The sequence below is a fragment of the Heyndrickxia oleronia genome (assembly GCF_017809215.1).
Taxonomy (GTDB): Bacteria; Bacillota; Bacilli; order Bacillales; family Bacillaceae_C; genus Heyndrickxia; species Heyndrickxia oleronia.
The window spans coordinates 3,423,208-3,449,230 of record NZ_CP065424.1; the positions used below are offsets into that span (position 1 = coordinate 3,423,208).

The window sequence follows — 26,023 nt, forward strand, 5'->3', positions numbered from 1 at the left end:
GTGAAAGCTATTCAAGCAACTACTGAAGAACAATTAAATGATGCATTTAAAATTCGTAAAAAAGTTTTTGTGGACGAACAACATGTTGATGTTGCAGAAGAAATCGATGAATACGAGAATGACTCGATTCATTTTGTGCTATATGATGATCAAAAGGCGGTTGCTGCAGGTCGCTTCCGAGTTGTCGAAGGAAAAGGGAAAGTAGAACGCATTTGTGTTCTCCCTTCCTACCGTGGAAAAGGTGCAGGGAAAATGATCATGGATGCCATACATAGTTATGCATCTGGCATGGATATCAAGGTGTTAAAACTGAATGCTCAAACCCATGCCATCCCTTTCTATGAAAAATTAGGTTACCAGGTGGTTTCTTCAGAATTCTTAGATGCTGGAATTCCACATAAAACTATGGAAAAAGAAGTATAAGTAATCTTATAATTGGAGACTAGTTTGTACATTATCTATGTATATTCTCGTCTCCAAATTTATGCGATTGGCGTTCCATTGGGCACATCTAAAGTGGGCTGAAGTAAAACTACATCTCCACTTTCAGGAACACCTCCAAGAACAAGGACTTCAGATTTATAACCCGCAATTTTACGGGGTGGAAAATTTACAACTGCCACCACCTGGTTTCCGATCAATGCTTCTGGCGTATAACGTTTGGTAATCTGAGCACTCGATCGTTTAATACCAATTTCTTCACCGAAATCAATTTCCATTTTAATTGCAGGAATTTTTGCTTCTGGGAAATGTACTGCTTTGATTACTGTTCCAATTCGTAAATCCAACTTCAGAAAGTCATAAATTGTTGCCATATGTTCACTCCTATATTCAATCATCCTTCATCTATATATATTCGTTAATAAATCTTCCTTTTCCTGTTAGTTCTGGATACGATTTTTTCTTAATGTTTGGAATTTCATACACATATTTTTTTTTATTAAAAATTATTTCATCATTATAGTAAGGTGGATTCATAATTTTAGAGGTTTTCATTAGCTTGTATGGCTCATTTTGTTTAATCATTCGCAGATGGTATTGATGATATTGCGGATTTTCAACATTTAAACGATAACCCATATCGTTCCCTCCTTTTTTCCACTTTTTCCTTTAATCATACCCATTTAAAATGATTTCAAACATATGTATGGGGCTATCCCACACTACATATCTAAACCAATCCGTTTTAGATATAGTTTTTTGTGAAGACACCCCTCTAATATAAACTACTTCTTACTGTTTAACATTTTGGAAATCGTGTTCATATCCAACTTCTTTCCATCATTTACAATAGATTGAACCATCTTGTCTTCAAGTTCCTTAGAAACTGGCTTATTGGCAATTTGGGAAACTCGTTTAATGATTCCACGTACCGTATTTTCATCCTTAAAGTTCGCATTTTGCAGAGAATTAGCCAATTCAAAAATATCATTCATATTTACACCTGTTTTTTTCTCAATGCTTTTAAAGAAATTATTTTCCATGTTTTCTCTCGCCCTCCCTTTCCAACTACATTATGTTATGAAGGGAGAACATAAAAGGTGAAAGCATTTGCGGACAAGAAAGTAAGATGATACCAATATCATAATAGGTTATATGTATAAAAATAACTGTTTTCGAATAGTTTGTTGTTTTTATAAAGGCGCTAGCCGGCGTTAACACAAAAAATTTTTTCGAGATTCTTAATGGAGTTTGCAGCAATTTTCTCAGTGAGAGGTCTATCGGTCTTCAGCCGATCGTTATTAGTTAAAACTTTACTTTTATAATAACAATGTTTGAGAAAAGAGCTTAAAAAAATGGATGAAGTAAAACTTTTCGTTTCACTTCATCCTCATTCCAGCATTACATTAACAAAAGCTTGCTCCTACAATAATTAAAAGGATAAATAAAACAACAATTAACACAAACGTGCTGCCGCCTCTAAATCCTCCATATCCATAACCACCGTATCCACAACTATTTACACAACCATATCCGCCGTATCCAAACATTGACTGTTCACCTCACTTTCTATTCTCATCAATAGAATATGTTAGGCAAAGGTAATGTGTATGGGCGCCGGAAAAAAACTGCCCTGTGAATTTGTGGAAAGATAAATAAGAATGTTAGAGTACTACCCTTTAGGCTTAAAAATTAATGCACCTATAAATCCAAAGATAATAGCAGCAGAAATACCAGATGAAGTGACCTCGAACATTCCTGTTAAGACACCAACAATTCCATGTTTATCTGCTTCATTCATTGCCCCTTCAACGAGAGAATTACCAAAACTAGTAATTGGTATCGTTGCTCCGGCACCAGCAAAGTCAATTAGTGGTTCATATAATCCTAATCCTGATAAAATAGCTCCTATAACTACTAAAAGACTTAATGTATGGCCTGGTGTTAATTTTGCTACATCAAAAAGTAATTGGCCAATTAAGCAAATGATTCCTCCAATGATAAATGCCCAAAAAAACATTGCTAACATTTTTATTCCACCCTTCCGTTGCAATCGATTTACATGTATTCTATTGATACCGCGTGTGCGATACATGGAATCGTCTCATTTTGTTGAAACGATAATGGAGATAATAATGCACCTGTAGCAACAACTAGTATCCTTTTATATACGCCTTTTCTCATTTGATTTAATAAGTGCCCATATAAAACAGTAGCCGAACAGCCTGGACCACTTGCTCCAGCTAAAACAGGCTGATTTTTATTATAAATGAGCAACCCACAATCATTAAAAAAACTTTCATCAATAGGAAGTCCTTTTTGCTGAAATAAATCTAATGCAATATTGCGCCCAATCGTTGCTAAATCACCTGTAATGATTAAATCATAAAATTGAGGCTCAATATTAAGGTCTTGTAAATGTCTTTCAATTGTATCTACAGCTGCTGGAGCCATTGCTCCCCCCATATTAAAAGGATCAGAAATTCCCATATCAATTACTTTTCCAATCGTTGCTGAAGTTATCCGAGGATGAGGCTTCTGAAGATTTTCACCCGAAGCAACTAAAGCAAAGCCAGCTCCAGTAACAGTCCATTGAGCAGTAGGAGGCTTTTGGCCACCATACTCTGTTGGATAACGGAATTGTTTTTCAGCAGAAGCATTATGACTAGATGCACCTGTAATTATCTTATCTGCCCCCTTATAATTAATGAGAAACGCAGATAATGCTAAACCCTCCATAGAGGTTGCACACGCACTAAATAAACCAAGATTAGGAATTTGATTTGTTCGTGCTGCAAAGCTTGAAGGTGTAATTTGATTGATTAAATCACCAGCTAAGAAAAATCGGATTTCTTCTTCCTTTATACCAATTTTTTTTAAGAGTACTTCAACCGCATCTTCTATGAGAACTTTTTGAGCTTTTTCATATGAATCCTGTCCCATCCAAAGATCATCATGAAATTTATCAAAATCCTCTGCAATATTTCCATTCTTTTCAAACGGCCCTCCAACCACTCCGGTTGAAATGATAGCAGGATGCTGTTCAAACACCCATGTTTGTGATCCTTTTAACATTAGAATCCCCCCCATTGTATGAGGATGGTTTTAATTAATGCAATCACGAAAGCGGAAAACACACCAAATACGATAACAGAACCTGCTAATTTAAAGATATTTCCACCTACACCTAAAACATACCCCTCCGTTTGATGCTCGATTGCCGATGATATAACTGCATTTCCAAAACCAGTGACTGGAACGGCACTTCCTGCTCCTGCAAATTGGCCTAATCGGTCATAAACACCAAATCCAGTTAACAGCATTGCAAAGAATACCATGGTTGCAACAGTTGGATTTCCTGCCGTCTGTTCTGTAAAATTAAAAAAGTAAATATAAAAATATGTAACAGCCTGTCCAATCACACAGATTAACCCTCCAATCAAAAAGGCACGAATACAGTTCTGTAATAAAGGCCGCTTTATTTCGTGCTTCTTTTCAATTTTGTCATATTTAATTTGTTCTGGAGTTTTTGTTTTATTTTTATTTGCCATTTGACACACCCCTATGTTAATTCTTCTGTTAGCTTAATAATTTCTTTAAACCTTTTATTCGCTTCTTCATTAGAAATGGTTTGATCTTTTACCGCTTCTTTAAGTCTTACAGATTCAAGGAATATTTTATAATCACTCGAAACAATAAATTTTTTTCCCGGAAATTTAGCTTCCAATTGCTTCTTTAAATCTTTCTCGACTTTTTTCATTTTGAAACGATAGAAGTGTCGCACTTTATATGCAACCAAAATCTGTTTCTTTCCTTCGATTACAGCAACATCATATATCGTTTGATTGTTTAATACAGTCTGTTTTACTTCTTCAGAGAGCGATTCCTTATTTGTTTTTGTGTCAATATCAATTGGTGCTGGTTGTGTTGTTTTCATAAGGGCCAGCTTGCTCTCTTTGCTATCCTTCTGCTGATCACAGCCTATTAAATTAAATGCAAAAAAAATTGTAATGGTCAGTACTAATCCCTGTTTTCTCATTCATTATTCCCCTCAAGTAAAATTCAAAAAGTTATTCATTATTTTTAACTAAAATGGTCAAATTATGTTCATTCATAATGAGGAAAATATAGGTAGTGTCATATTATCTTTTAATGCAAAAAAATAACAGGCCCGTTAGCCTGTTATTTTCCCTTTTTTTTCCCACAGCCACATCCGCTTTTTTTAATCCAGGTTCCAGTTGAGACATTCGTATTTTTTACGCTAGATGGTAAAACAGGAAGTTTTGAACTTAATTTTTTCAATTTTATTCATCCTTTCTAAAAATGAATCATTGTATATGTTTATCTTATGTTATTGACTATGACCTGTTCACGTCACTTGTCTATAATCATTGAAATAATTGATTCAATGATTCCAGCTAACCCAGCTACAGCTAATATGATGATTAATGGTTCTGCAGCTTGTGGAAAAAACCACCATAATCCATATAAAATCAACGTGCACCATATACCACTACACCAATAACAACTTAATAATTCACCTACCCATGACCTCAAGCCAGTTCCTTTGATTTTTATGTAAGTATCAATATTACCTTCATCATCAGATATCTCAATTTCCTCATGAAATGGTTTACGGATAAAAGATGTTATTTTATCAAAAACAATTAGCCGCGTTAAACGAAAACTAGCTAAACCAAACACAAAAAATAAAAGCCAAGACTGAACCATAAACATCTTCCCCTTTAAGCAAACATTCATATGATATAAATGTTCAAAAAGAATAGGTAACCTCCTACTTCAACTAGGCAATAGTCTAGTAAAAGAAAGAGGTTATAAGAAAGGATTGATATATAGGTGAATAACCCTATGCCTATTTTTCAAAAAAAGCGAGGACATTCGTAACAAAATCAGGTCAATTTCAATATTCTATTAATGTGATGTACATTACAAAAACCAAAGGAGTTGAATTATCAATGGGTTGCAAAAATCACGATGATCATACAAATTGTGTATGCGATGTTGTAAACTTCATAAATGATTTACAAGATGCTGTAGAAGAAGATGAAAATAATTGCCCAACAAATTGTTTAAATCCTGTACTAGGTGCTAATTCCCATAAAAAACATCATCATCGAAAAAATACAAGACCTTTTATTCTTTACACAGAAGATGGTCCATTTGAAGCCTTCTTCAAGCCTACAGATGGAGGATGTCATGATTGCCCATGCGAGAAGGACGGTAAAAAAATTCATGACAAAATTGATTTCTTCTGTAAATCGATTTTCTTTAGAGTAGAAAACGTTGAAGGTTGCTGCGCCGTATTACGTGTATTAGAACCTGAATGTACAACTAGCCCTTGCCCTCAAATTGATCGCCCTGAAGAAAATTTACATCTTTCAGATTCTTGTATTACAGTAGACTTAAGAAACTTCATCGCAATTCAATGCTTAGATGACATTCATTTACCAAACTGCTAACAGGAAAGATCATAAAAAAATGGTTGGTTCAAATTTATCGTCCCCTCAAACGAAAAATGACCATTACCTGGAAAGTCGATAAGAAAGATCTTATCGACTTTTCCTTTAATTTGTAGCAATTTTAATATCTAAAATATCGCTCATATTGATTTCAATAGGTCTTTCTCCCATTTTTAATTGGTCTAACTGTACTATCCCATTATTAAAGCTTAATACAACCCCTGTAAAATTCACAGACTCTGTTCTAATTTCAACGGTTAAATTAGGCAAATAACGTGGTTTATTAATTAAAAAATATAATTTTTCACCAATCTCCATTGATCTAAAAGATTTTCTACGAAATCCAGATTCAAATAATAGATGATTAGAGATTTCTTCTTGAAAAGAATCTTCCTCTTGCTCCTGATTCAATTCAGTTATGATTTCTTCAGGATTTGTTTCAGTAACGGTCTCTGACATGATCAAAGAGGAACTTTCACTATTAATTTGATCTTCTGAAGGAACTTCGATTTCAACTTCTTTTTGTAATTGTACAGTTTCTACAATAGGTTCATTTTCCATACTATCTTCTATTTCTTCCACATGTTTATCATTGGATACCTTACTTATATATGTCTTTTGCATATCGACTGGAATGGACTGCGAATTTGGCTGGATAATATATAGGAGAGGTTTTCTTTCTTCAAAATGTTTTTTACGAATACTCAACATGGCTCCTCCGTTCTATAGTAAGTATTACGTATTATGTGTATGCATTAGAATTGGGGAAGGTGCCTAGATAGGTTACTATAATGTATATGAATGACTATTTTTTATCATTACATATTTTGTAATTAAGGCTGTCTTATCAGAACTAACACATTCTTTTATAAGACAGCCCCCAGGAATTTAATATTGATTTATATTTCTAACTGCATCCAAAAATGCATCGCGGTATTTCTGCTGTTCAATGATTACTGCTTGTAGAGTAGACAATAGGGATTGATTTAATACTCTAGATTCTTCCTTATCGTCCAAAGAATTTAAGAGGAACGTATACACAAGCATTAAGGTTGAGTAGTTATCAACGTATGTTAGATTTAACGCATGACCGCCTCTACCCCCTTGTGCATGTGAATGAACAGTTGGTGTAGCCCCTTCCAATCCTTCTGCCAAATTAGCTGCAACATCTCCTGGCAAACCTAAATCGATTAATTTTTCCTTCATTAATTCTACACTATTTATTTCACTCATTCGTACCACTCCTCCTTTCTTATGAACGTCTAAGGAAAAAATATTTAAATTACATCAATTCCATCATTATCAATCGCTTTATTTTCATTTTCACTAAAGTTTTCATTTTCACTAAAGTTGCCATTTAAATTTCCATTTAAGTTATCATTAAAATTGTCATTTAATAGCCCGTTTAAGTTTCCATTTAAGCTTCCATCTAAGAAGCTAATTGGTGTATTAACTGTATTCGTTGTAATGGCACCACCTAAGCCACCATTCGCACCAGCAGCAATAGCTGAACTATTAGCTAAAATGCTGAAATTTGTGCCTGCTGTAGCAATTGCAGGTCCTCCATTACCTCCAGTTGAGCGTAAATCTCCATAACTAACCCCTTGTAATTTAACTACATCATTGCCATTTCCATTACCGTTTCCTTTACCATCATTTTCACGATTATTTTTATCATGTTGATGATCACTAGAGTGACCAGTTGAATCACAATTATAAATTCTATAAGGCTTTGTTTTTACCGACATTCCTTTCACCTCCTGTCCTTGATACCATAGTCTATGTTCTCTTAAATTCATTGTATCCGCATTTAACGCAGGACAATTGTTGGTTTTATTCGTCATTCATGAGGTTCGATAAATCAAACTCAACAATTTTTTTCTTATTTAATAGAAGTTGAATTTTACCTTCATCATTTGCTGCTTCTAATGAAGGAAGTTTCTCCTTCCATTTGACTGGATCTATATTCGCTAATTGGTTGGGCAGTTGATGCATCATGTTAAATAAATTTGTTTGCGGCAAACTGCCATTCACATTTATATCACTTAACACAGTTGCTAAGGTTTTATTCATAGTTTCCATGGTTCTTTCTAAATTACTTGTAATTGAGTTCAATAATTGTTTGACTTGCTCGTTATCAAGTTCGGTTAATTGCTCTCCATTGACATTAACTTGAACATCGCCATCCGTCCCTTTTCTTTCTTCCGCCATTAACCATCACCTCCTTATCTTCTACTTATAGGGTATTACACATTTACACAATCTGTTTCCGCCAATAGAGGAGTGCATTCGCATATTTTTAGTAGTTTGTAAGTGAATTTGCCTATTAAACTTTTATTCTGGGTTCAAAAACTAATACAGACAAAGAAAGATTCCACGTTAAGTTCGTTCTATTAAAAATAGTTATTTGTTCTAAAAATGGTTATTCTTCAACTCTTACGTATTATATAAATTAACCAAATATTCTAAGAGATTTCTAAAAAGTATGCGGTTTCCTTATTTCACCTTTCATCTAATTGAATATAGTGTATGGGAAGGAGAGATATTATGCGAATAATTCATGGACCTACTGAAATAGCGGGTCAAATAGGAATACTATGTAAGGAGCTACGAAATAATGGTCATCAGGTTGGAGGATATAATTGGTTCCACACCTATTTAAATTATAATAGCAATATTATTAATACAGATTTATTTGAAATCGGAAAAGAAATTCCGACATTTATTCATCACGCAGATCTATTTCATTTCCATAATGGTGAAACGTTTTTCCAAGGATTTTCAGACCTACCTCATATGAAGGAAGCAGGTAAAAAAATGGTCATGCATCATTGGGGAAATGATGTAAGAACGACAAAATTAACAAGGGAACTTAATCCATATCCACTCCCACCAAGCTATTTTTCCGATGAAGAAATTCACGAGCGCTTAAGTGAAATTAGTAAATACATTGATACCGCTATTGTTCAAGATTATGAAGTTTATCCATATGTAAAAGATTATTATAAGCATGTTCATGTCTTGCCTCTAGCCATTGACATAAAAAAATTCACACCTTCTTATCCTCGAAAGGATCAAAGCGAACCATTAATTATACATGCTCCAACGAATCGTGAATTTAAAGGTACAGATTACATTGATAATGCCATTGAAATATTAAAAGGTACAAAACAATTTAACTACACTCTCATTGAAAAAATGAATCATAAAGAAGCGCTTGATATGTATATGAAATCTGATATCATTATTGACCAACTTTTAATAGGAACATATGGAATGCTTAGTGTTGAAGCAATGGCGATGGGTAAAGTCGTCGTAGGATATATTCGAGAAGATGTCAGAAATCAGCTTCCATACAAGCTACCAATTGTAACGGCAACTCCAGAAAATATTCATGATGTATTAGCCGATCTAATTGATAATCCTGAAAAGCGTTTTGAGATTGGTCAACAAGGAAGAAAATACGTTAGAGATTATCATGCATCTGATAAAGTAGCACAGCAATTGATCTCTATTTATAACAATTTAAATCAATGAAATGAGGGATGGATATCGTGATTCACGAGTCAGCTATGATCGGCAAAAATGTAACAATCGGCAAAAATACCATAATAGAAGAACATGTTTCCATTGGTGATAATGTCAGCATCGGAAATAATGTAACGATAAAAGCAAATACACAAATTGGGGATAACGTTCAAATTAATGATCTAACAGTACTAGGTAAAGGAACATCTACTAATAAAAAAATGGCAAGAAAGCCATCAACAAAATTAGACCCACTTATTATTGAAAATGATGTAATTATTGGATGCAGTTGTGTTATTTATCGATCTGTTTTATTAAAACGTGGGGTATTTGTAGGGGATCTATCTAGTATACGTGAAAATGTAGCAATTGCAGAGGATAGTATTATTGGTCGGAACGTAATGGTTGAAAACAATACAACTATCGGAAAACGTGTAACGATCCAAACTGGATGCTATATCACTGCGGATATGGAAATTGAAGATGAAGTATTTTTTGGTCCATGCTGCTCGACATCTAATGACAAATATATGGGAATGGGCAACTTTGTACTTCAAGGTCCAATTGTAAAAAGAGGGGCAAAAATAGGTAATAACGCTACTTTACTTCCTGCTATCGTAATTGGGGAAAATTCAATTGTAGGAGCAGGCGCAGTGGTGACAAAAGATGTCCCAAATAATAAAACTGTAGTAGGAAACCCAGGTAAAACTTTGAAATAATAATAATAATAATTTTCTATTCTCTACTATAAATTTAGATTCCAAATTAACTCTTCAAGGGAATTTTTATTATTTTGCTACAATTCCATCCAATATAGTTTATCTGTTCAAGCAAAAAAAAGAATAAAACATAGTATGTACTATGCTTCATTTAGATGGAGCATAATTTTAAGAAAGGAGGAGCCAAATGAGTTTAAGAGACTTAATTGTTAACGGAAGCTTCGAAACAGGAACATTAACACCGTGGAATGCAATAAACGCATTTCCCACAGCTTCATTCTCACATTCGGGTTTTTTCTCGGTTTTATTATTGGGAGGAGATCTTAATTCATTTATTGCTCAATTCATCCCAGTTAATGTTGGAGAAAGTCATGAAATAAAATTTTCTCTGTCTAAAATTGGACCGAAACCATCACCACCAATTTCAATACAAGTACTATATTTCGATGAACAATTAAATTTACTTGGGTTTGGTGAGCTAATCAATATTGCTGTAGAAAGAATACCAAATGTTGAACAGAATGCATCATGGATAGAAATCTATCAAACTACTTCACCAGCTCCAGCTGAAACTTCTCAAGCCTATGTCATAATCAATAAACTTCCTCTTGCAGGAAGTGCAGATATATTAGTAGATGATGTATCTTTACTAGTAAGTGATGCAGTGGGAATACCTGGGCCTCCTGGACCAACGGGTGCTACTGGAGTCACTGGGGTCACTGGAGCCACGGGCGTTACCGGCGCTACTGGGGTCACTGGAGCCACGGGCGTTACTGGCGCTACCGGCGTTACTGGGGCCACTGGGGTTACTGGAGCCACGGGCGTTACCGGCGCTACTGGGGCAACCGGCGCTACCGGCGTCACTGGCGCTACGGGCGTGACCGGTCCTACTGGAGTCACTGGCGTTACTGGCGCTACCGGTGACACGGGCGTTACTGGCGCTACCGGCGTTACTGGCGCTACCGGTCCTACTGGTGCCACGGGCGTTACTGGCGCTACGGGAGTCACTGGCGCTACTGGCGTGACCGGCGTTACTGGCCCTACTGGAGTCACTGGAGCCACGGGCGCTACTGGGGTCACTGGAGCCACGGGCGTTACTGGCGCTACTGGGGTCACTGGAGCCACGGGCGTTACTGGCGCTACCGGCGTTACTGGGGCCACGGGTGTTACTGGAGCCACGGGTGTTACCGGCCCTACTGGGGCAACCGGCCCTACTGGAGTCACTGGAGCCACGGGCGCTACGGGCGTGACCGGTCCTACTGGAGTCACTGGCGCTACTGGCGTGACCGGCCCTACTGGAGTCACTGGCGTTACTGGCGCTACCGGTGCCACGGGCGTTACTGGCGCTACTGGAGCTACTGGGGCTACTGGAGTCACTGGCGCTACGGGAGTCACTGGCGCTACCGGCGTGACCGGCGTTACTGGCCCTACTGGGGTCACTGGAGCCACGGGCGTTACTGGCGCTACCGGTCCTACTGGTGCCACGGGCGTTACTGGCGCTACTGGGGTTACTGGAGCCACGGGCGTTACTGGCGCTACTGGAGCTACTGGGGCTACTGGAGTCACTGGCGCTACGGGTGTCACTGGCGCTACTGGCGTGACCGGCGTTACTGGCCCTACTGGAGTCACTGGCGCTACTGGGGTCACTGGAGCCACGGGCGTTACTGGCGCTACTGGGGTCACTGGAGCCACGGGCGTTACTGGCGCTACCGGCGTTACTGGCGCTACCGGTCCTACTGGTGCCACGGGCGTTACTGGCGCTACTGGGGTTACTGGAGCCACGGGCGTTACTGGCGCTACTGGAGCTACTGGGGCTACTGGAGTCACTGGCGCTACGGGTGTCACTGGCGCTACCGGCGTGACCGGCGTTACTGGCCCTACTGGGGTCACTGGAGCCACGGGCGTTACTGGCGCTACGGGTCCTACTGGTGCTACGGGCGTTACTGGCGCTACGGGTGCCACGGGCGCTACTGGGGCTACGGGTGCCACGGGCGCTACGGGTGTCACTGGCGCTACTGGGGCTACGGGTGCCACGGGCGCTACTGGGGCTACGGGTGCCACGGGCGCTACGGGTGTCACTGGCGCTACTGGGGCTACGGGTGCCACGGGCGTTACTGGCGCTACCGGCGCTACTGGGGCTACGGGTGCCACGGGAGTCACTGGCGCTACGGGTGTCACTGGCGCTACTGGCGTGACCGGCCCTACTGGAGTCACTGGCGTTACTGGCGCTACCGGTCCTACTGGAGTCACTGGCGTGACCGGCGTCACTGGCGCTACGGGTGCCACGGGTGCCACGGGCGCTACTGGGGCTACGGGTGCTACTGGGGCTACGGGTGCCACGGGAGTCACTGGCGCTACGGGAGTCACTGGCGCTACTGGGGCTACCGGCACTACTGGCGTTACTGGCGCTACGGGAGTCACTGGCGCTACTGGGGCTACGGGTGCTACGGGAGTCACTGGCGCTACTGGCGTGACCGGCCCTACTGGAGTCACTGGCGTTACTGGCGCTACGGGAGTCACTGGCGCTACTGGCGTTACTGGCGTTACTGGCGCTACCGGTCCTACTGGAGTCACTGGCGTGACCGGCGTCACTGGCGCTACGGGAGTCACTGGCGCTACTGGCGTGACCGGCCCTACTGGAGTCACTGGCGCTACCGGACCAACAGGACCAACAGGACCAACAGGACCAACAGGACCAACAGGACCAACAGGACCAACAGGACCAACAGGACCAACAGGACCAACAGGACCAACAGGACCAACAGGACCTTAAGCAACGAATATTCTATCCTATTAGTATTTAATAATTAATAAAACAAGTTATTAGGACTCTAGATAACCAGTGTAAAACTGTTTATCTAGAGTCCTTTTAAAAAATAATAAATTTTAATATAATACTTCATAATCACTAAGGATGGCTTACCATTAATAAACTACATAATGTTTTTAGGAATTCACAATAAAGTTTGATGGATCAAAGGTTCAATCATATTTACTCATGATCGTAGTATCATAATAAATCTTATTATTAGTAAGAAACCAACTTAATAATTATTCACCTTTTATGTTTATCCATTAATAAATATTTGTTTATCCATTAATAAATAATTGCAAATTATTTCTACGAGCATATTAATTATATTAGGAAATGAAGTATCCAAATATTTTTAATTTAATAATGACTTATATATCCTTATAAACTTTTGACTATTTTTTAGCATATCATGATGGTTCTCTGCAAACGCTCTCCCCTTCCTCCCTATTTCAGGAAGCATATCTATATTTTTTAACACCTTTTCCAATTCATCCTTTATCGTCTCAGGGTTAGCTATTATTATCGGAAGATCAGAAGGGTATTTTTCCTTCATATAATCGCTTATCCAACAAATGACCGGTTTTCCCATGGCCATTGTTTCAACGGCAAAAAGTCCATAACTGCCAACATGTAACTGATCTATTATAAGATCTGCCTCTTGATATATCTTTATTGCTTCCCTATGACTTTTTCCTTTAACCAAAATAAACTCAAAATTATATTGACCTTTTAACTTTTCAATAGCTTCTATAATATATTTTGTTCCTTTTATATATGGTGACGTTGGAGCGTGAGCAATGATTATTTTGTTATTTCTGTTCTCATTCTCAATAGGTTTGTAACTTTCTAAATTCACCATAGCAGGGATAACTGTAATATGTTCATAATATTCTTTTACATAATGAAATAATTCCATATCAAAAACTATGCAATCATTCACATGCTTAGAAAGTGTTTGAAGTCTCCACTTAATTTGATCCTCATTCCTATTTTTCACTAATGCATATGGATTTAATTTCTTAGCTTCAGAATAAAGACGAACATCACTTCCCCAATGCTGCATAATCACCTTTTTATCAAATTCCTTATACATTGGTAAATCTGAATAATCAAAGGTCAATGTTGTTCCCCAATGAAAATGAAAAAGATCATAAAACGGAAGTAGTTCATATGTCAGTTTTCTTAATTTCGCATTTAAAATGGGGTTGCTGTGTTTCCCAATTAAGGACCATTCGTAATCCGAATCATAATTTAAATAGTATGGATAGTAGTTTAATGTATGCGAGGCAATTCCTTGTTTTATTAAACCATTTGATAAGGTAGCCATCTGATTTGCCACTTCCATACTCCCTTGCATTACAGAAAATCTATTATTTTTTTTAGCTTTTGTTAAATTTTCTATCTTAAAAGGAAGATTCGGATCTGTTACAAGACCTAGTGACAAGCTTTTGTATGTTTCTTCAAAGTAATTTGCAGCATCTATCCGGTTAAGTAAATAATTCACCTTCCACATTAAATACACTAATTTTCGATTGTCATGATACTTTTCTAATCCTCTCCATAACCATAACCAAGAATTAGTGAGATTCTCCTTTCTTAAATAAAAACAAGCATTCAAGAAGTAATACTCTGGACTGTTAAGCAATTGGGTATCACTGTGCATCAATAATTCCTTCGTTAATTCGAGGTTATTATCTTTTATAGACGTATATACTAAATTCTCAAAATTACTCATTTCATCCCTCCCTATTCCCCTATTTATTACGTTATGAAAGCAATTCTAAGTGGTAACTGTTGAATGTCCATTTACAAAATACAATCTTCCTATAATGAAAGTGTCGTTACAGCACTATCATTCCTTTCATATGCTATAGAGAACTTTTTATGGAAAGGAGGTAACCTGTTGACTATAAAAAATTTAATAGTAAATGGAGATTTTGAAAATGGAATATTAACTCCTTGGTTGTCCACTAATTCCTTAATTACCAATCTTTATACACATTCTGGATATTATTCAGCTCTTTTACAGGGCGGCTCTGTAAATTCATATATCAGTCAATTTGTATCCATTAATTCCTTTGAGCGGTTTGAGTTCTTAATCTCTCTTGCAAAAACTAACGCTTCACCTTCTCCTCCTTTGGCCTTATTGATAATTTATTATGATGATTCATTAAATTTTTTAAATTATGGATTAATAACGAATATAACTCCAGATAAAATACCTAATGTTCAAGAAAATCAAACATGGCTAGAAATCTACCAAACAACTGGACTAGCTCCATTGGATGCTACCTATGCACTCGTTGTTGTAAACAAACTTCCATTAGCAGGAAGTTCAGATATTGTTATTGACGATATTGAATTATTATCTATCGAAGGTTCTGGAAGTACTGGGGCTACCGGCGTTACTGGAGCCACGGGTGCTACTGGGGCTACCGGCATTACTGGACCAACAGGGATCACTGGGTCGACCGGCGTCACTGGCGCGACAGGCATTACTGGACCTACAGGCGTTACTGGGCTGACTGGTGTCACTGGACCGACTGGTGTTACTGGAGCCACGGGCACTACGGGCGTTACTGGACCTACAGGCATTTCTGGACCGATGGGAGTTACTGGTGCCACGGGCGCTACGGGCGTTACTGGACCTACAGGGATCACTGGGCCGACCGGCGTCTCTGGGCCGACGGGGCTTACTGGAACTACGGGAGTTACTGGGGCTACGGGGATCACTGGACCAACCGGCCTTACTGGGGTCACGGGGGTTACTGGACCTACGGGCGTTACTGGCGCCACAGGAATTACCGGACCGACCGGCGTTACTGGATCTACTGGCATTACTGGACCAACAGGGATCACTGGGGCTACCGGCGTCTCTGGCGCGACAGGCATTACCGGACCGACCGGCGCTACTGGACCTACAGGGATCACTGGGCCGACCGGCGTTACTGGATCTACTGGTGTTACTGGCGCTACCGGCGTTACTGGGCTCACGGGCGTTACCGGACCGACCGGCGTCACTGGGCCGACGGGGCTTACTGGACCTACTGGTGTTACTGGAGCCACGGGCGCTACTGGACCAGCTGGTGTTACTGGAGCCACGGGCGCTACAGGCATTACCGGATCTACTGGTGTTACTGGGGCTACAGGCGTCACTGGACCTACGGGCGTTACTGGCGCTACGGGCGTTACCGGACCTACTGGTGTTACTGGAGCCACGGGGGTTACTGGACCTCCGGGCGTTACTGGCGCCACAGGAATTACCGGACCGACCGGCGTTACTGGACCGACTGGCATTACTGGACCAACAGGGATCACTGGGGCTACCGGCGTCTCTGGCGCGACAGGCATTACCGGACCGACCGGCGTCACTGGCGCTACGGGCATTACTGGAACTACTGGTGTCACTGGAGCCACGGGCATTATCGGACCGACCGGCGTTACTGGAGACACAGGCGCTACTGGACCTACTGGTATTACTGGAGCCACGGGCGCTACTGGACCTACTGGTGTTACTGGAACCACGGGCGCTACTGGAACTACTGGTGTTACTGGAACCACGGGCGCTACTGGACCGGCCGGCGTCACTGGCGCAACAGGCATTACTGGACCTACGGGCGTTACTGGAGCGACAGGCATTACTGGACCGACCGGCGTCACTGGGCCGACGGGGCTTACTGGACCTACTGGTGTTACTGGAGTCACGGGCGCTACTGGACCAGCTGGTGTTACTGGGGACAGGGGCATCACTGGGCCAACTGGTGTTACTGGAGCCACGGGCGTTACCGGACCGACCGGTGTCATAGGCGCGACAGGCATTACTGGACCGATGGGGGTTACTGGAGTCACGGGCATTACCGGACCGACCGGCGCTACTGGAGCCACGGGCGTTACTGGCGTCACAGGCGTTACCGGACCTACTGGCATTACTGGGCCGACCGGCGTTACGGGCGCTACAGGCATTACTGGACCTACTGGTGTCACTGGAGCCACGGGCATCACTGGGCCGACTGGTGTCACGGGCGTTACTGGAGCCACGGGCACTACTGGGCCGACCGGCGTCACTGGCGCTACTGGCATTACCGGACCGACCGGCGTCACTGGCGCTACGGGCATTACTGGACCTACTGGTGTTACTGGCGCTACGGGCGCTACTGGACCTACTGGACCTACTGGTGTTACTGGAACCACGGGCGCTACTGGACCGGCCGGCGTCACTGGCGCAACAGGCGTTACTGGACCGACCGGCGTCACTGGGCCGACGGGGCTTACTGGACCTACTGGTGTTACTGGAGCTACGGGCGCTACTGGACCAGCTGGTGTTACTGGGGACAGGGGCATCACTGGGCCAACTGGTGTTACTGGAGCCACGGGCGTTACCGGACCGACCGGTGTCACAGGCGCGACAGGCATTACTGGACCGATGGGGGTTACTGGAGTCACGGGCATTACCGGACCGACCGGCGCTACTGGAGCCACGGGCGCTACTGGACCTACAGGGATCACTGGGCCGACCGGCGTTACGGGCGTTACTGGTGTTACTGGCGCTACCGGCGTTACTGGGCTCACGGGCGTTACCGGACCGACCGGCGGCTCTGGGCCGACGGGGCTTACTGGACCTACTGGTGTTACTGGAGCCACGGGCGCTACTGGACCAGCTGGTGTTACTGGAGCCACGGGAGTTACGGGCACAACGGGAGTTACGGGCATTACTGGACCGACCGGCGTCACGGGCGCTACAGGCATTACCGGATCTACTGGTGTTACTGGGGCTACAGGCGTCACTGGACCTACTGGCGTTACTGGCACTACAGGCATTACCGGACCGACCGGCGTTACTGGCGCTACGGGCGTTACCGGACCTACTGGTGTTACTGGAGCCACGGGGGCTACTGGACCTTCCGGTGTCACGGGCGCTACAGGCATTACTGGACCGATGGGGGTTACTGGAGTCACGGGCATTACCGGACCGACCGGCGTTACTGGCGTCACGGGCACTACTGGGCCGACCGGCGGCTCTGGGCCGACGGGGCTTACTGGACCGACTGGTGTTACTGGGGCTACGGGGATCACTGGACCAAGCGGCGTTACGGGCGCCACGGGCGTTACTGGGCCTACTGGTGTTACTGGCGCTACAGGCATTACTGGGCCGACCGGCGTTACTGGGCCGACCGGCGTTACTGGGGTCACGGGGGTTACCGGACCGACCGGCGTTACTGGCGCTACAGGCATCACTGGGCCGACTGGTGTCACTGGCGCCACAGGCATTACCGGATCTACTGGTGCTAGAGGACCGACTGGTGTGAGAGGACCGACTGGTGCTAGAGGACCGACTGGTGCTAGAGGACCGACTGGTGCTAGAGGACCTACCGGTATTAGAGGACCTACCGGTGCTAGAGGACCGACTGGTGTGAGAGGACCGACTGGTGTGAGAGGACCGACTGGTGTGAGAGGACCGTCCGGTGTGAGAGGACCGACCGGTGCTAGAGGACCGACTGGAACATCCCCAAGATTAGGATTTCAAAATAATACAGGTTCTATTGCAATAACACCTATAAATACCGAAGTTACTGTTGCCAGTGTTACAGCAACACCATTAGCAAATCAAAATATCAAGATTGATAGTGCATTGACGATTGAAGTAACAACCACTGCTAACAACAGTTTTACAATTGAGATTCGATTGTATCGTGGCACCACACTGCTCCAAACAAGAGCGTTAATACGAAATCAGCCAGGAGCAGGTACAGCAAGATTTAATATGGCAGATACCTATGTGGATACTGCACCTGCTACTGCATCTACAACCTATCAGATCCGAGTTATAAGTACGTCGGAAAGTAATGTTACAGCTGTTAATGCAATTAACCGAAATTTAAACCTGCTTGTCTTCACCTAAAATGTTGAGGGTATTTTAATTACCCTCCTCCCTAATTAATAAAAGAACCAAGTACGTTTCTTTATCAATAGTATAGGTTTATATACAAGCAAAAATGATCGCATTGAGTAAATTAATAACGTAGCGGTATAAAATATGCCAATGTAAATTTTTTAAAGTTAATTCTATATAATTTCAAACAATAAAAGATTTAGAAGCAGTAAAGTTAAAAGTAAAAGATATAAAATGCAACACAATCCGCACAAAAAATAATGTGTAATAAAGGAGTGTGCTTTTATTTGGTAACGATTAGCTTATGTATGATTGTAAAAAATGAAGAAGATGTCCTAGCTCGGTGTTTAGAAACTGTAAAAGATATTGTTGATGAAATTAATATCGTTGATACCGGCTCAACTGATCGAACGGTGGAAATAGCAAAAGAATATACAGATCGTGTTTATTTTTTTGAGTGGACAGGAAACTTTGCAGACGCTAGAAACGAGTCTTTTAGACATGCTACAAAAGATTATATTTTCTATATTGATGCGGATGATGTATTACTTGAGGAAGACCAAAAAAAGCTAAAGGAATTAAAAGAATCCTTGGACCCTTCTGTAGATTCTGTTTCAATGTTTTATGATGCCGGTACTGACGAGTACGGAAATGTTACCTTGCGTTATCGGAGAAATCGTTTAGTTAAACGAGCAAGAAATTTTCTTTGGAAAGGCGATTGCCATAACTACTTAGAAGTTTATGGAAAGATTATTAATTCTGATATTGCAATTAAACACAAAAAAATCAGTCATTCAACAGGACGTAATTTAAATATATATCAAACAAAAATTGATCGTGGCGATATTTTTTCTGCAAGAGATTATTTTTATTACGGAAATGAACTTAGAGAAAATGGTCATTATGAAAAGGCAATTGAAAGCTATGATCAAAACTTGTCTATAAAAGAAGGATGGATTGAAGATAAAGTATACGCATGTATTAATAAAGCTGATTGCTATCGCTTTCTTGGGGATTTAGATAATGAGCTTAAGAGCCTATTTCAATCATTTGTGTATTCCAAAACCCCCCGTCCAGAGGCCTGTAGCCGAATCGGTTACAATTTCCAACGTAAGCGAGAATATAAGAATGCGATTTATTGGTATTCAATAGCTGCGCAAAGTGAAGCCGATACCAATCAATGGAGCTTCACGTATCCTGCTTATTATACTTGGTATCCACATTTACAAATGTGCGTTTGCTATTATAATTTAGGAGATTTTCAGAATTCATATGAACATAATGAAAAAGCTTATTCCTATCGACCAAACGATGAAAGAATTCTTCACAACAAGAAATTACTAGAAGACAAATTAAATATCAATAGTAAAAATCCTACATGAAAAAACTGCCATGTAAATGGTAGTTTTTTGTATGATAAAAGCTTAGGAGCCTTTACTCGCTAATATTATATATCCCTTCATTGAAAAATCTTGGTATCAATGAAAATGTTACATTTCAAATAATTACTATTAGACTTAATGATTGTATGTGTAGCTGCCGTTACACTACATCCTTTCTGAACATAAATTATGATGATGACAGGAAACTAAGTTAGGAGGAACAACATGATTCAATTAATAGAACTAAAAGAACAATTCCTTTCAGTAAAACATGAAATTTTAAAAGAGATAGAAAAGGTATTAGAAAGTGGTCAATATGTGTTAGGACCCAAAGTAGATGAACTCGAGAAAAAAATTGCGAAAAAACTTGGAACATTAGACGCTGTTTCTGTAGCTAACGGAACCGATGCCCTTGTTCTTACATTGGATGCATATGGTATTGGACCTGGAGATGAAGTCATCACTTCTCCTTTTACATTCTTTGCTAGCGCGGAAGCAGTTTCACGTGTAGGAGCTACTCCTGTATTTGTAGATGTTGATCAGGAATCATATACATTGGATCCTTTAAAAATTGAAGATAAAATAACTCCAGCTACTAAAGCCATTATACCTATTCACTTATTCGGCCAACCAGCTGATATGGATGAAATCAAGAAAATTGCGAAAAAACATCAATTAATCGTCATTGAAGATGCTTGTCAAGCTTTTGGGGCAACCTATAAGAATCAACCTGTGGGTTCTTTAGGTGATGCTGCATGCTTTTCATTTTTCCCGACCAAAAATTTAGGTACTGTGGGTGATGGTGGCATCATAACTACATCCGATCTCAATCTCGCGTCTAAGTTACGTAATCTTCGCACACATGGAACAACCCAAAAATACTTTCATAATTCGATTGGATATAATAGTCGACTAGATGAAATCCATGCGGCTATTTTATTAGTCCTATTAGATAAAATTGATGAATGGAATGAAAAACGAAATGACTTAGCAGCTCGTTATAACAAGGGGCTAGGAACTTCCAATCTGCTCAAACTTCCAAAAATAAAAGAAAATCGTTCCCATATTTTCCACCTATATTGTGTTGGATCTACAATACGTGAAAAAATGCTTCAAACATTACAAAATCATGATATTCATTCAGGAATTTACTATCCACTATGTCTTCATTTGCAAGAGGTCTACTCCAACTTATCATACAAAAAGGGAGATTTCCCTATAGCTGAAGATCTCTCAGAGACACTATTCGCATTACCAATGTCCCCTTTTCTATCTGAAAAAGATCAGGATCAGGTGATTTCTATATTACTAAATGAGGTGGACAATCAAGATGGCTGTTAATTTCGGATTAATCGGCTGCGGCTATATATCTGACCGTCATATAGAAGCGTTAGCTAATTGTCCTGAGGCAAAACTTGTGGCGGTTAGTGATCTTAATAAAGATCGAATGAATATTGCAATAAAAAAATATAATACTCAATCAAATAAAAATCATTCCCTTCAAATGTTCGAAAATTATACTGACTTACTAGAATATAATGAAGTAGATGCTGTGATTATTTCCACTCTTTCTGGCTTACATGCAGAAATGGCTAAAATCGCATTAATCGCCGGAAAACATGTCATTCTTGAAAAACCCATGACCTTATCTTTAAAAGAAGCGGATGAACTAATTCAACTCGCCAAGGTCAATCACTTAAAACTTTGTATATGCCATCAAATGCGCTTTAAACCAATCATGAAGCGGATTAAACAGGTGATTGATGAAGGACGAATTGGTACTCCTTATTTAGGAGTGGTTTCAATTCGAATTAATCGTTCGCCAGAATATTACCAAGAAGCTCCATGGCGTGGAGATTGGAAACAAGACGGAGGAATGCTCCTTAACCAAGGGATTCATATGATTGATTTATTACAGTGGTTTTTAGGAGATGTAAAAACTGTTTATGGAGACATTACCTCCTTTAGTAGTATGAAAGAAACTGAAGATATTGCATTAGGAATTATAACTTTTAAAAACGGGACAAAAGGATTAATTGAAGCAAATGTAGTTACCCAACCAAATAATCTCGGTTATCAGTTATCCATCTTCGGTGAAAAAGGTTGTATGTCTTTGGAAGGACCTTCATTAAATAAAATAAGCCGGTGGTATATCGAAGGTGAAGATGTGGATATTGATGAATTAGAACAACTGCTAAAGGATCATAATGAAGAGGAATACATGTATGAAAACGTGATTCAATCCATTCAATCTTCGGAGCAACTCCTGGTTGACGGGAATGAAGGAAAAAAAGCAATCGAAACCATCTTTGCCGTTTATCAATCATATTTAAATCATTTACCCGTCGATCTCCCTATACATTCTTTTTCAACAGCAACGATGAAATCCGATGGAGGTGGACGTACAAAATGAATTTTGGTCATGTTCTAGTAACTGGTGGCGCTGGTTTCTTGGGGTCCCAATTAGTTAAAAAATTACTTCCTTTATCTGATTCCATCTATATCATTGATGATCTTTCTACTGGTAATATTTCTTCCGTTCCAAAAGATTCAAAAATCACTTTTTATCATGAAAGTATCACAAATGAAGATATCCTAAATAAAGTTCTTCCAAATGTAGACTATATATTTCATTTAGCTTGTAAAAATCTAGTTTTATCTTATAACAATGTAAAGGAGGATTTTGATACTAATCTTTATGGGGGCTGGCTTCTTCTGCAAAAATCTCAGGAATTATCCCCCAAGCTAAAAAGATTTATCTATACATCCACCGCATCTGTATATGGGGATGCAAGTATTTTACCTACTCCGGAATCTTACTACAATATCAAGTTACCTTATTCAGCAAGTAAATTTTCAACCGAACATTATTGCCAAGTCTACCACCATATGTATCAATTACCAACTACAATCCTCCGTTTATCCAATGTTTATGGGCCTGGTCAACTAATTAGTAATCCTTATTGTGGTGTTGTAGCTAAATTTTTTGAAGAAGCAGCAAATGATGTACCATTAACCATCTATGATGATGGAAAACAAACTCGAGATTTCACGTATATCGATGATGCTCTGGATGCCATCCTTTTGGCTGCATCTAATGACCAAACGATTGGGCGCGTATTTAATGTTGGCACAAAAAAGGAAACAAGTATTTTAGAATTAGCTAAAAATGTTACAACCATTACCGGATTAAAAAATGTCAGATTAAATTTCCAACCAAAAAGAAGTGTGGACATTGTTCAAAGACGCTGCCTAGATAATACTCTACTTAAAAGCTATGGTTGGAGTTGTAAAAATGATCTTGTTACTGGTTTGACTAAAACCTATGCCTGGCTGAATAGAGGTGAAACCCCGTGAATATTTTTCATGGAATCGTTGAAATAGCTGGACAAATGGGAATATTGAGTGATGCTCTCAAAGCAAAAGGGCATTACTCTGTAGGTTATAATACATTTCATTCATACTTAGGGTATAAAGACCACTTAGTGAATACAGACTTAAATCAAATTAAAGCAAATCAAGAGGATATTATTAATTCGTTTGATATCTTTCATTTCCATTACAATACAACACTACATGAAAATCATGAGGATCTTCCTTATTTACAGTCAAAGGGAAAAAAAATGATTATGCATCACTGGGGGAATGATGTTAGATTCCATGACCTTGCTAAAGTAAATAATCCATATGCATATACAGGTGATTCCCCTCCAAATGAAGTTATGCACGAAAATTTAACAAAAATATCTAAGTATATTAAACATGCTATTGTTCAGGATTATGAGGTATATGATTATGTCAAAGACTACTATGAAAAAGTTCATGTCGTACCCATTGCCATCGATATCAGTAAGTTCTATCCTCATTTTCCAAAAGTGGATAAAGATAAACCTTTAATTTTACATGCACCAACTAATCCTGATTTCAAAGGCACCACCTATATCGAGAATACTCTAGCGGAATTACGAAAAACACATGCTTTTGACTACCAAAGAATAGAAAAAATGAATCATGATGAAGTTATTAAGCTATATGAAAAAGCCGATATTATTGTTGATCAAGTATTATGTGGCTCATACGGTCTATTGAGTGTGGAATCGATGGCACTCGGAAAACCTGTCATCACATATATTCGTCCAGATCTCATTACAAAATTTCCAAGTGTATTGCCAATTGTAAATGCCAATCCCGATAATTTATATAATCAAATTAAATTATTACTTGATAATCCGATGTTACGTTTAAATGTAGGTATTCTTGGAAGAGAATATGCTATGCGTGTTCATGGTCACCACGCTGTCGCTGATCAACTTCTGTCTATTTATTCACAATTATAGTAAACTGTTTTCGAAAAGTTGATTGAAAGCCTATTGACGATTTTTCCCCTTAATAAAGGATTCAATGTAATGAAATGATGAGCTATGTTTAAGAAAACAGATTAAATAAAAAAATGAAAAGCAACCTATTAAAATAAAACTATTTTAATAGGTTGCTTCTTTTTTCAAATATAATCTATTATTGCTGAACAGGTGCATATTGTTTTTTAGTAAATAAGTACATATTTTTATACTCATCAGGATGGTTCAAATAAATTTTTTTCATCGTTTGATTTGGAAATTGAAAAGCAATTAGACTATTCATCATATATCCTTCACTAACACCAAAATTGAGATAATCATATAGATGAGTATTATTAAATAACATCCCATTCCCAAAACTTATTTGAATGCCTGTATGATAATATTGTGAAAAAACGGTTGTGTTTTTTATCCAATTAGTGTCAACTTCTGTATTACCATAATAATTAGGATTAGCACATGCCACATCAAAGTTTAAAGTACTCCATTGTGCACATCCTGGAGAACCGTAATTAAATAGCCACAATGCCAGATATCCTTTTTGGTGAATATAATCATTCGTGTCTTTTACAATTTGTTCATCTCCTGTATTTATCGAACTTCGCTGCCAAACAAATCCTTTAAAAACTAACTTCTGATGTAGCCCTTCTTCCTTCTGCCAACGAAGGAGAAAGCATTCAATCCACCACTTAATGGCTTTTAAGCGATCTTCATCATTTGTAAAATCTAATTTCTCTTCTAATACTGTACCAAAGTTTTCTTGAAGGGGATGGGGGTAAGGAATGGTAACCCAAACTTCAGTAACTTCTCCTTCATTTGTATTCTGGGCTAATGCATGAAGATTAACATTTTCATCAAATAAATGATCAATCATTAACATCCAATCACTAATTCTCGCTTGTTTACCTAAGCCTGTGTGCATAGCATGGATATAATAATCATCTCTTATGCGAATGGGATCAAATATATATGAACGGAAAAATGTATCAAGTGGTTGGCCATTTTCGTAATAATATTGGCAATACTTCAATTCCTCTGTAGACCAGTTCCCCATTTCCTTATTTAATAAATCCCCCACAGGTAACACACATATATGATTGGTGATAGAATGTTGTTCGGCTGTCATATAGCCAGTAGAAATATTGGACATATTTTCTTTAACTCCTTTTCTTTAGCTATATATAGCATTTATATCTAATAATTGAACCGTGCTTTGTCCAAGGGTAGAGAGTCCAATTATTATAATGGTTACAAGCTATATACTTATTGCCTTAACTTAAAGAAACAAAAGGGACCGGAAAAATCAAAAAAGACTTCCACCACAATACAATATTCAATGTAAAAAATAGCTATAGACATTAGATATGCATTGCGCGTGGAATCATTCTCTTACTAGTAAAACAATCAAAG

General features: G+C 39.6%; 26 protein-coding genes. 11 read left to right on the forward strand and 15 right to left on the reverse strand.

Annotation, left to right across the window (positions count from 1 at the left end; all coding sequences use genetic code 11):
• A complete protein-coding gene (locus tag I5818_RS17090; protein WP_058006511.1) occupies positions 1-423 on the forward strand; it encodes a GNAT family N-acetyltransferase in 423 nt (140 codons plus the stop codon).
• A 59-nt stretch (positions 424-482) separates the two neighbouring features.
• Here the strand turns inward: I5818_RS17090 and csaA are convergent, their stop codons facing one another.
• The 9 genes from csaA to I5818_RS17135 form a co-directional block, all read right to left on the reverse strand.
• A complete protein-coding gene (gene csaA / locus I5818_RS17095; RefSeq protein WP_071976540.1) occupies positions 483-815 on the reverse strand; it encodes a chaperone CsaA in 333 nt (110 codons plus the stop codon).
• A 31-nt stretch (positions 816-846) separates the two neighbouring features.
• Positions 847-1,080 carry a hypothetical protein gene (locus I5818_RS17100; RefSeq protein WP_071976539.1) on the reverse strand — a complete coding sequence of 78 codons (234 nt, stop codon included), beginning with the start codon at positions 1,078-1,080 and terminating at the stop codon, positions 847-849.
• A gap of 146 nt (positions 1,081-1,226) precedes the next feature.
• Complete coding sequence (gene spoVIF / locus I5818_RS17105; protein WP_058006514.1) at positions 1,227-1,484, reverse strand: sporulation-specific transcription regulator SpoVIF; 258 nt, start codon at positions 1,482-1,484, stop codon at positions 1,227-1,229.
• 363 nt (positions 1,485-1,847) lie between these two features.
• Positions 1,848-1,991, reverse strand: a complete 144-nt coding sequence (locus I5818_RS17110) for a YjcZ family sporulation protein (RefSeq protein WP_071976890.1) — start codon at positions 1,989-1,991, stop codon at positions 1,848-1,850.
• A gap of 122 nt (positions 1,992-2,113) precedes the next feature.
• Entirely contained in the window at positions 2,114-2,470 is a 357-nt protein-coding gene (spoVAE, locus tag I5818_RS17115) for a stage V sporulation protein AE (RefSeq protein ID WP_058006515.1), read from the reverse strand.
• A gap of 29 nt (positions 2,471-2,499) precedes the next feature.
• On the reverse strand, positions 2,500-3,516 hold the full coding sequence (gene spoVAD, locus I5818_RS17120) for a stage V sporulation protein AD (protein WP_058006516.1): 1,017 nt from the start codon (positions 3,514-3,516) through the stop codon (positions 2,500-2,502).
• Complete coding sequence (gene spoVAC, locus I5818_RS17125) at positions 3,516-3,992, reverse strand: stage V sporulation protein AC (RefSeq protein WP_058006517.1); 477 nt, start codon at positions 3,990-3,992, stop codon at positions 3,516-3,518. Before spoVAC ends, spoVAD begins: the two co-directional genes overlap by 1 nt.
• Before the next feature lie 11 nt (positions 3,993-4,003).
• Positions 4,004-4,480, reverse strand: coding sequence for a YhcN/YlaJ family sporulation lipoprotein (locus tag I5818_RS17130; protein WP_058006518.1), 477 nt, complete (start codon positions 4,478-4,480; stop codon positions 4,004-4,006).
• Between the two features lie 335 nt (positions 4,481-4,815).
• On the reverse strand, positions 4,816-5,172 hold the full coding sequence (locus I5818_RS17135; protein WP_071976888.1) for a DUF1360 domain-containing protein: 357 nt from the start codon (positions 5,170-5,172) through the stop codon (positions 4,816-4,818).
• A gap of 245 nt (positions 5,173-5,417) precedes the next feature.
• On the opposite strand from I5818_RS17135, the gene I5818_RS17140 reads away from it, so the two are divergent.
• A complete protein-coding gene (locus I5818_RS17140; RefSeq protein ID WP_058006519.1) occupies positions 5,418-5,921 on the forward strand; it encodes a CotY/CotZ family spore coat protein in 504 nt (167 codons plus the stop codon).
• 105 nt (positions 5,922-6,026) lie between these two features.
• On the opposite strand, the gene I5818_RS17145 is transcribed toward I5818_RS17140, so the two are convergent.
• The 4 genes from I5818_RS17145 to I5818_RS17160 all read right to left on the reverse strand — a co-directional run bounded on the left by I5818_RS17145 (position 6,027) and on the right by I5818_RS17160 (position 8,132).
• The gene (locus tag I5818_RS17145; RefSeq protein ID WP_071976887.1) at positions 6,027-6,629 is read right to left on the reverse strand and encodes a CotO family spore coat protein; all 603 of its coding nucleotides are present in this window, start codon (positions 6,627-6,629) and stop codon (positions 6,027-6,029) included.
• A 180-nt stretch (positions 6,630-6,809) separates the two neighbouring features.
• Positions 6,810-7,154, reverse strand: a complete 345-nt coding sequence (locus I5818_RS17150; RefSeq protein ID WP_071976886.1) for a hypothetical protein — start codon at positions 7,152-7,154, stop codon at positions 6,810-6,812.
• 44 nt (positions 7,155-7,198) lie between these two features.
• Positions 7,199-7,669, reverse strand: a complete 471-nt coding sequence (locus I5818_RS17155) for a hypothetical protein (protein ID WP_071976885.1) — start codon at positions 7,667-7,669, stop codon at positions 7,199-7,201.
• 85 nt (positions 7,670-7,754) lie between these two features.
• Entirely contained in the window at positions 7,755-8,132 is a 378-nt protein-coding gene (locus I5818_RS17160) for a hypothetical protein (RefSeq protein WP_071976884.1), read from the reverse strand.
• 336 nt (positions 8,133-8,468) lie between these two features.
• On the opposite strand from I5818_RS17160, the gene I5818_RS17165 reads away from it, so the two are divergent.
• From I5818_RS17165 to I5818_RS17175, 3 genes are all read left to right on the forward strand, one after another.
• Positions 8,469-9,458 carry a glycosyltransferase family protein gene (locus tag I5818_RS17165; protein ID WP_071976883.1) on the forward strand — a complete coding sequence of 330 codons (990 nt, stop codon included), beginning with the start codon at positions 8,469-8,471 and terminating at the stop codon, positions 9,456-9,458.
• Positions 9,459-9,475: 17 nt separating this feature from the next.
• A complete protein-coding gene (locus I5818_RS17170) occupies positions 9,476-10,168 on the forward strand; it encodes an N-acetyltransferase (protein WP_071976882.1) in 693 nt (230 codons plus the stop codon).
• A gap of 187 nt (positions 10,169-10,355) precedes the next feature.
• Positions 10,356-12,941 carry an NTTRR-F1 domain gene (locus tag I5818_RS17175; protein ID WP_209391793.1) on the forward strand — a complete coding sequence of 862 codons (2,586 nt, stop codon included), beginning with the start codon at positions 10,356-10,358 and terminating at the stop codon, positions 12,939-12,941.
• A 394-nt stretch (positions 12,942-13,335) separates the two neighbouring features.
• Here the strand turns inward: I5818_RS17175 and I5818_RS17180 are convergent, their stop codons facing one another.
• Positions 13,336-14,718, reverse strand: coding sequence for a glycosyltransferase (locus tag I5818_RS17180; protein WP_071976881.1), 1,383 nt, complete (start codon positions 14,716-14,718; stop codon positions 13,336-13,338).
• A gap of 168 nt (positions 14,719-14,886) precedes the next feature.
• Between I5818_RS17180 and I5818_RS17185 the strand changes: the two genes are divergently transcribed.
• The 6 genes from I5818_RS17185 (at position 14,887) to I5818_RS17210 (ending at position 24,592) form a co-directional block, all read left to right on the forward strand.
• Entirely contained in the window at positions 14,887-18,882 is a 3,996-nt protein-coding gene (locus I5818_RS17185; RefSeq protein ID WP_235849722.1) for an NTTRR-F1 domain, read from the forward strand.
• A gap of 278 nt (positions 18,883-19,160) precedes the next feature.
• The gene (locus tag I5818_RS17190; RefSeq protein ID WP_071976879.1) at positions 19,161-20,255 is read left to right on the forward strand and encodes a glycosyltransferase; all 1,095 of its coding nucleotides are present in this window, start codon (positions 19,161-19,163) and stop codon (positions 20,253-20,255) included.
• Between the two features lie 225 nt (positions 20,256-20,480).
• Positions 20,481-21,596 carry a DegT/DnrJ/EryC1/StrS family aminotransferase gene (locus tag I5818_RS17195; protein ID WP_071976878.1) on the forward strand — a complete coding sequence of 372 codons (1,116 nt, stop codon included), beginning with the start codon at positions 20,481-20,483 and terminating at the stop codon, positions 21,594-21,596.
• A complete protein-coding gene (locus I5818_RS17200; protein ID WP_071976877.1) occupies positions 21,586-22,668 on the forward strand; it encodes a Gfo/Idh/MocA family protein in 1,083 nt (360 codons plus the stop codon). The genes I5818_RS17195 and I5818_RS17200 overlap by 11 nt, the downstream gene beginning before the upstream one ends.
• Positions 22,665-23,612 carry an NAD-dependent epimerase/dehydratase family protein gene (locus I5818_RS17205; RefSeq protein ID WP_078110742.1) on the forward strand — a complete coding sequence of 316 codons (948 nt, stop codon included), beginning with the start codon at positions 22,665-22,667 and terminating at the stop codon, positions 23,610-23,612. The genes I5818_RS17200 and I5818_RS17205 overlap by 4 nt, the downstream gene beginning before the upstream one ends.
• Positions 23,609-24,592 (forward strand): glycosyltransferase family protein, encoded by a 984-nt coding sequence (locus tag I5818_RS17210; RefSeq protein WP_078110743.1) that lies wholly within the window; start codon positions 23,609-23,611, stop codon positions 24,590-24,592. Before I5818_RS17205 ends, I5818_RS17210 begins: the two co-directional genes overlap by 4 nt.
• A gap of 178 nt (positions 24,593-24,770) precedes the next feature.
• On the opposite strand, the gene I5818_RS17215 is transcribed toward I5818_RS17210, so the two are convergent.
• Positions 24,771-25,763 carry a DUF4855 domain-containing protein gene (locus tag I5818_RS17215; RefSeq protein WP_071976874.1) on the reverse strand — a complete coding sequence of 331 codons (993 nt, stop codon included), beginning with the start codon at positions 25,761-25,763 and terminating at the stop codon, positions 24,771-24,773.
• Positions 25,764-26,023: the final 260 nt, after the last annotated feature.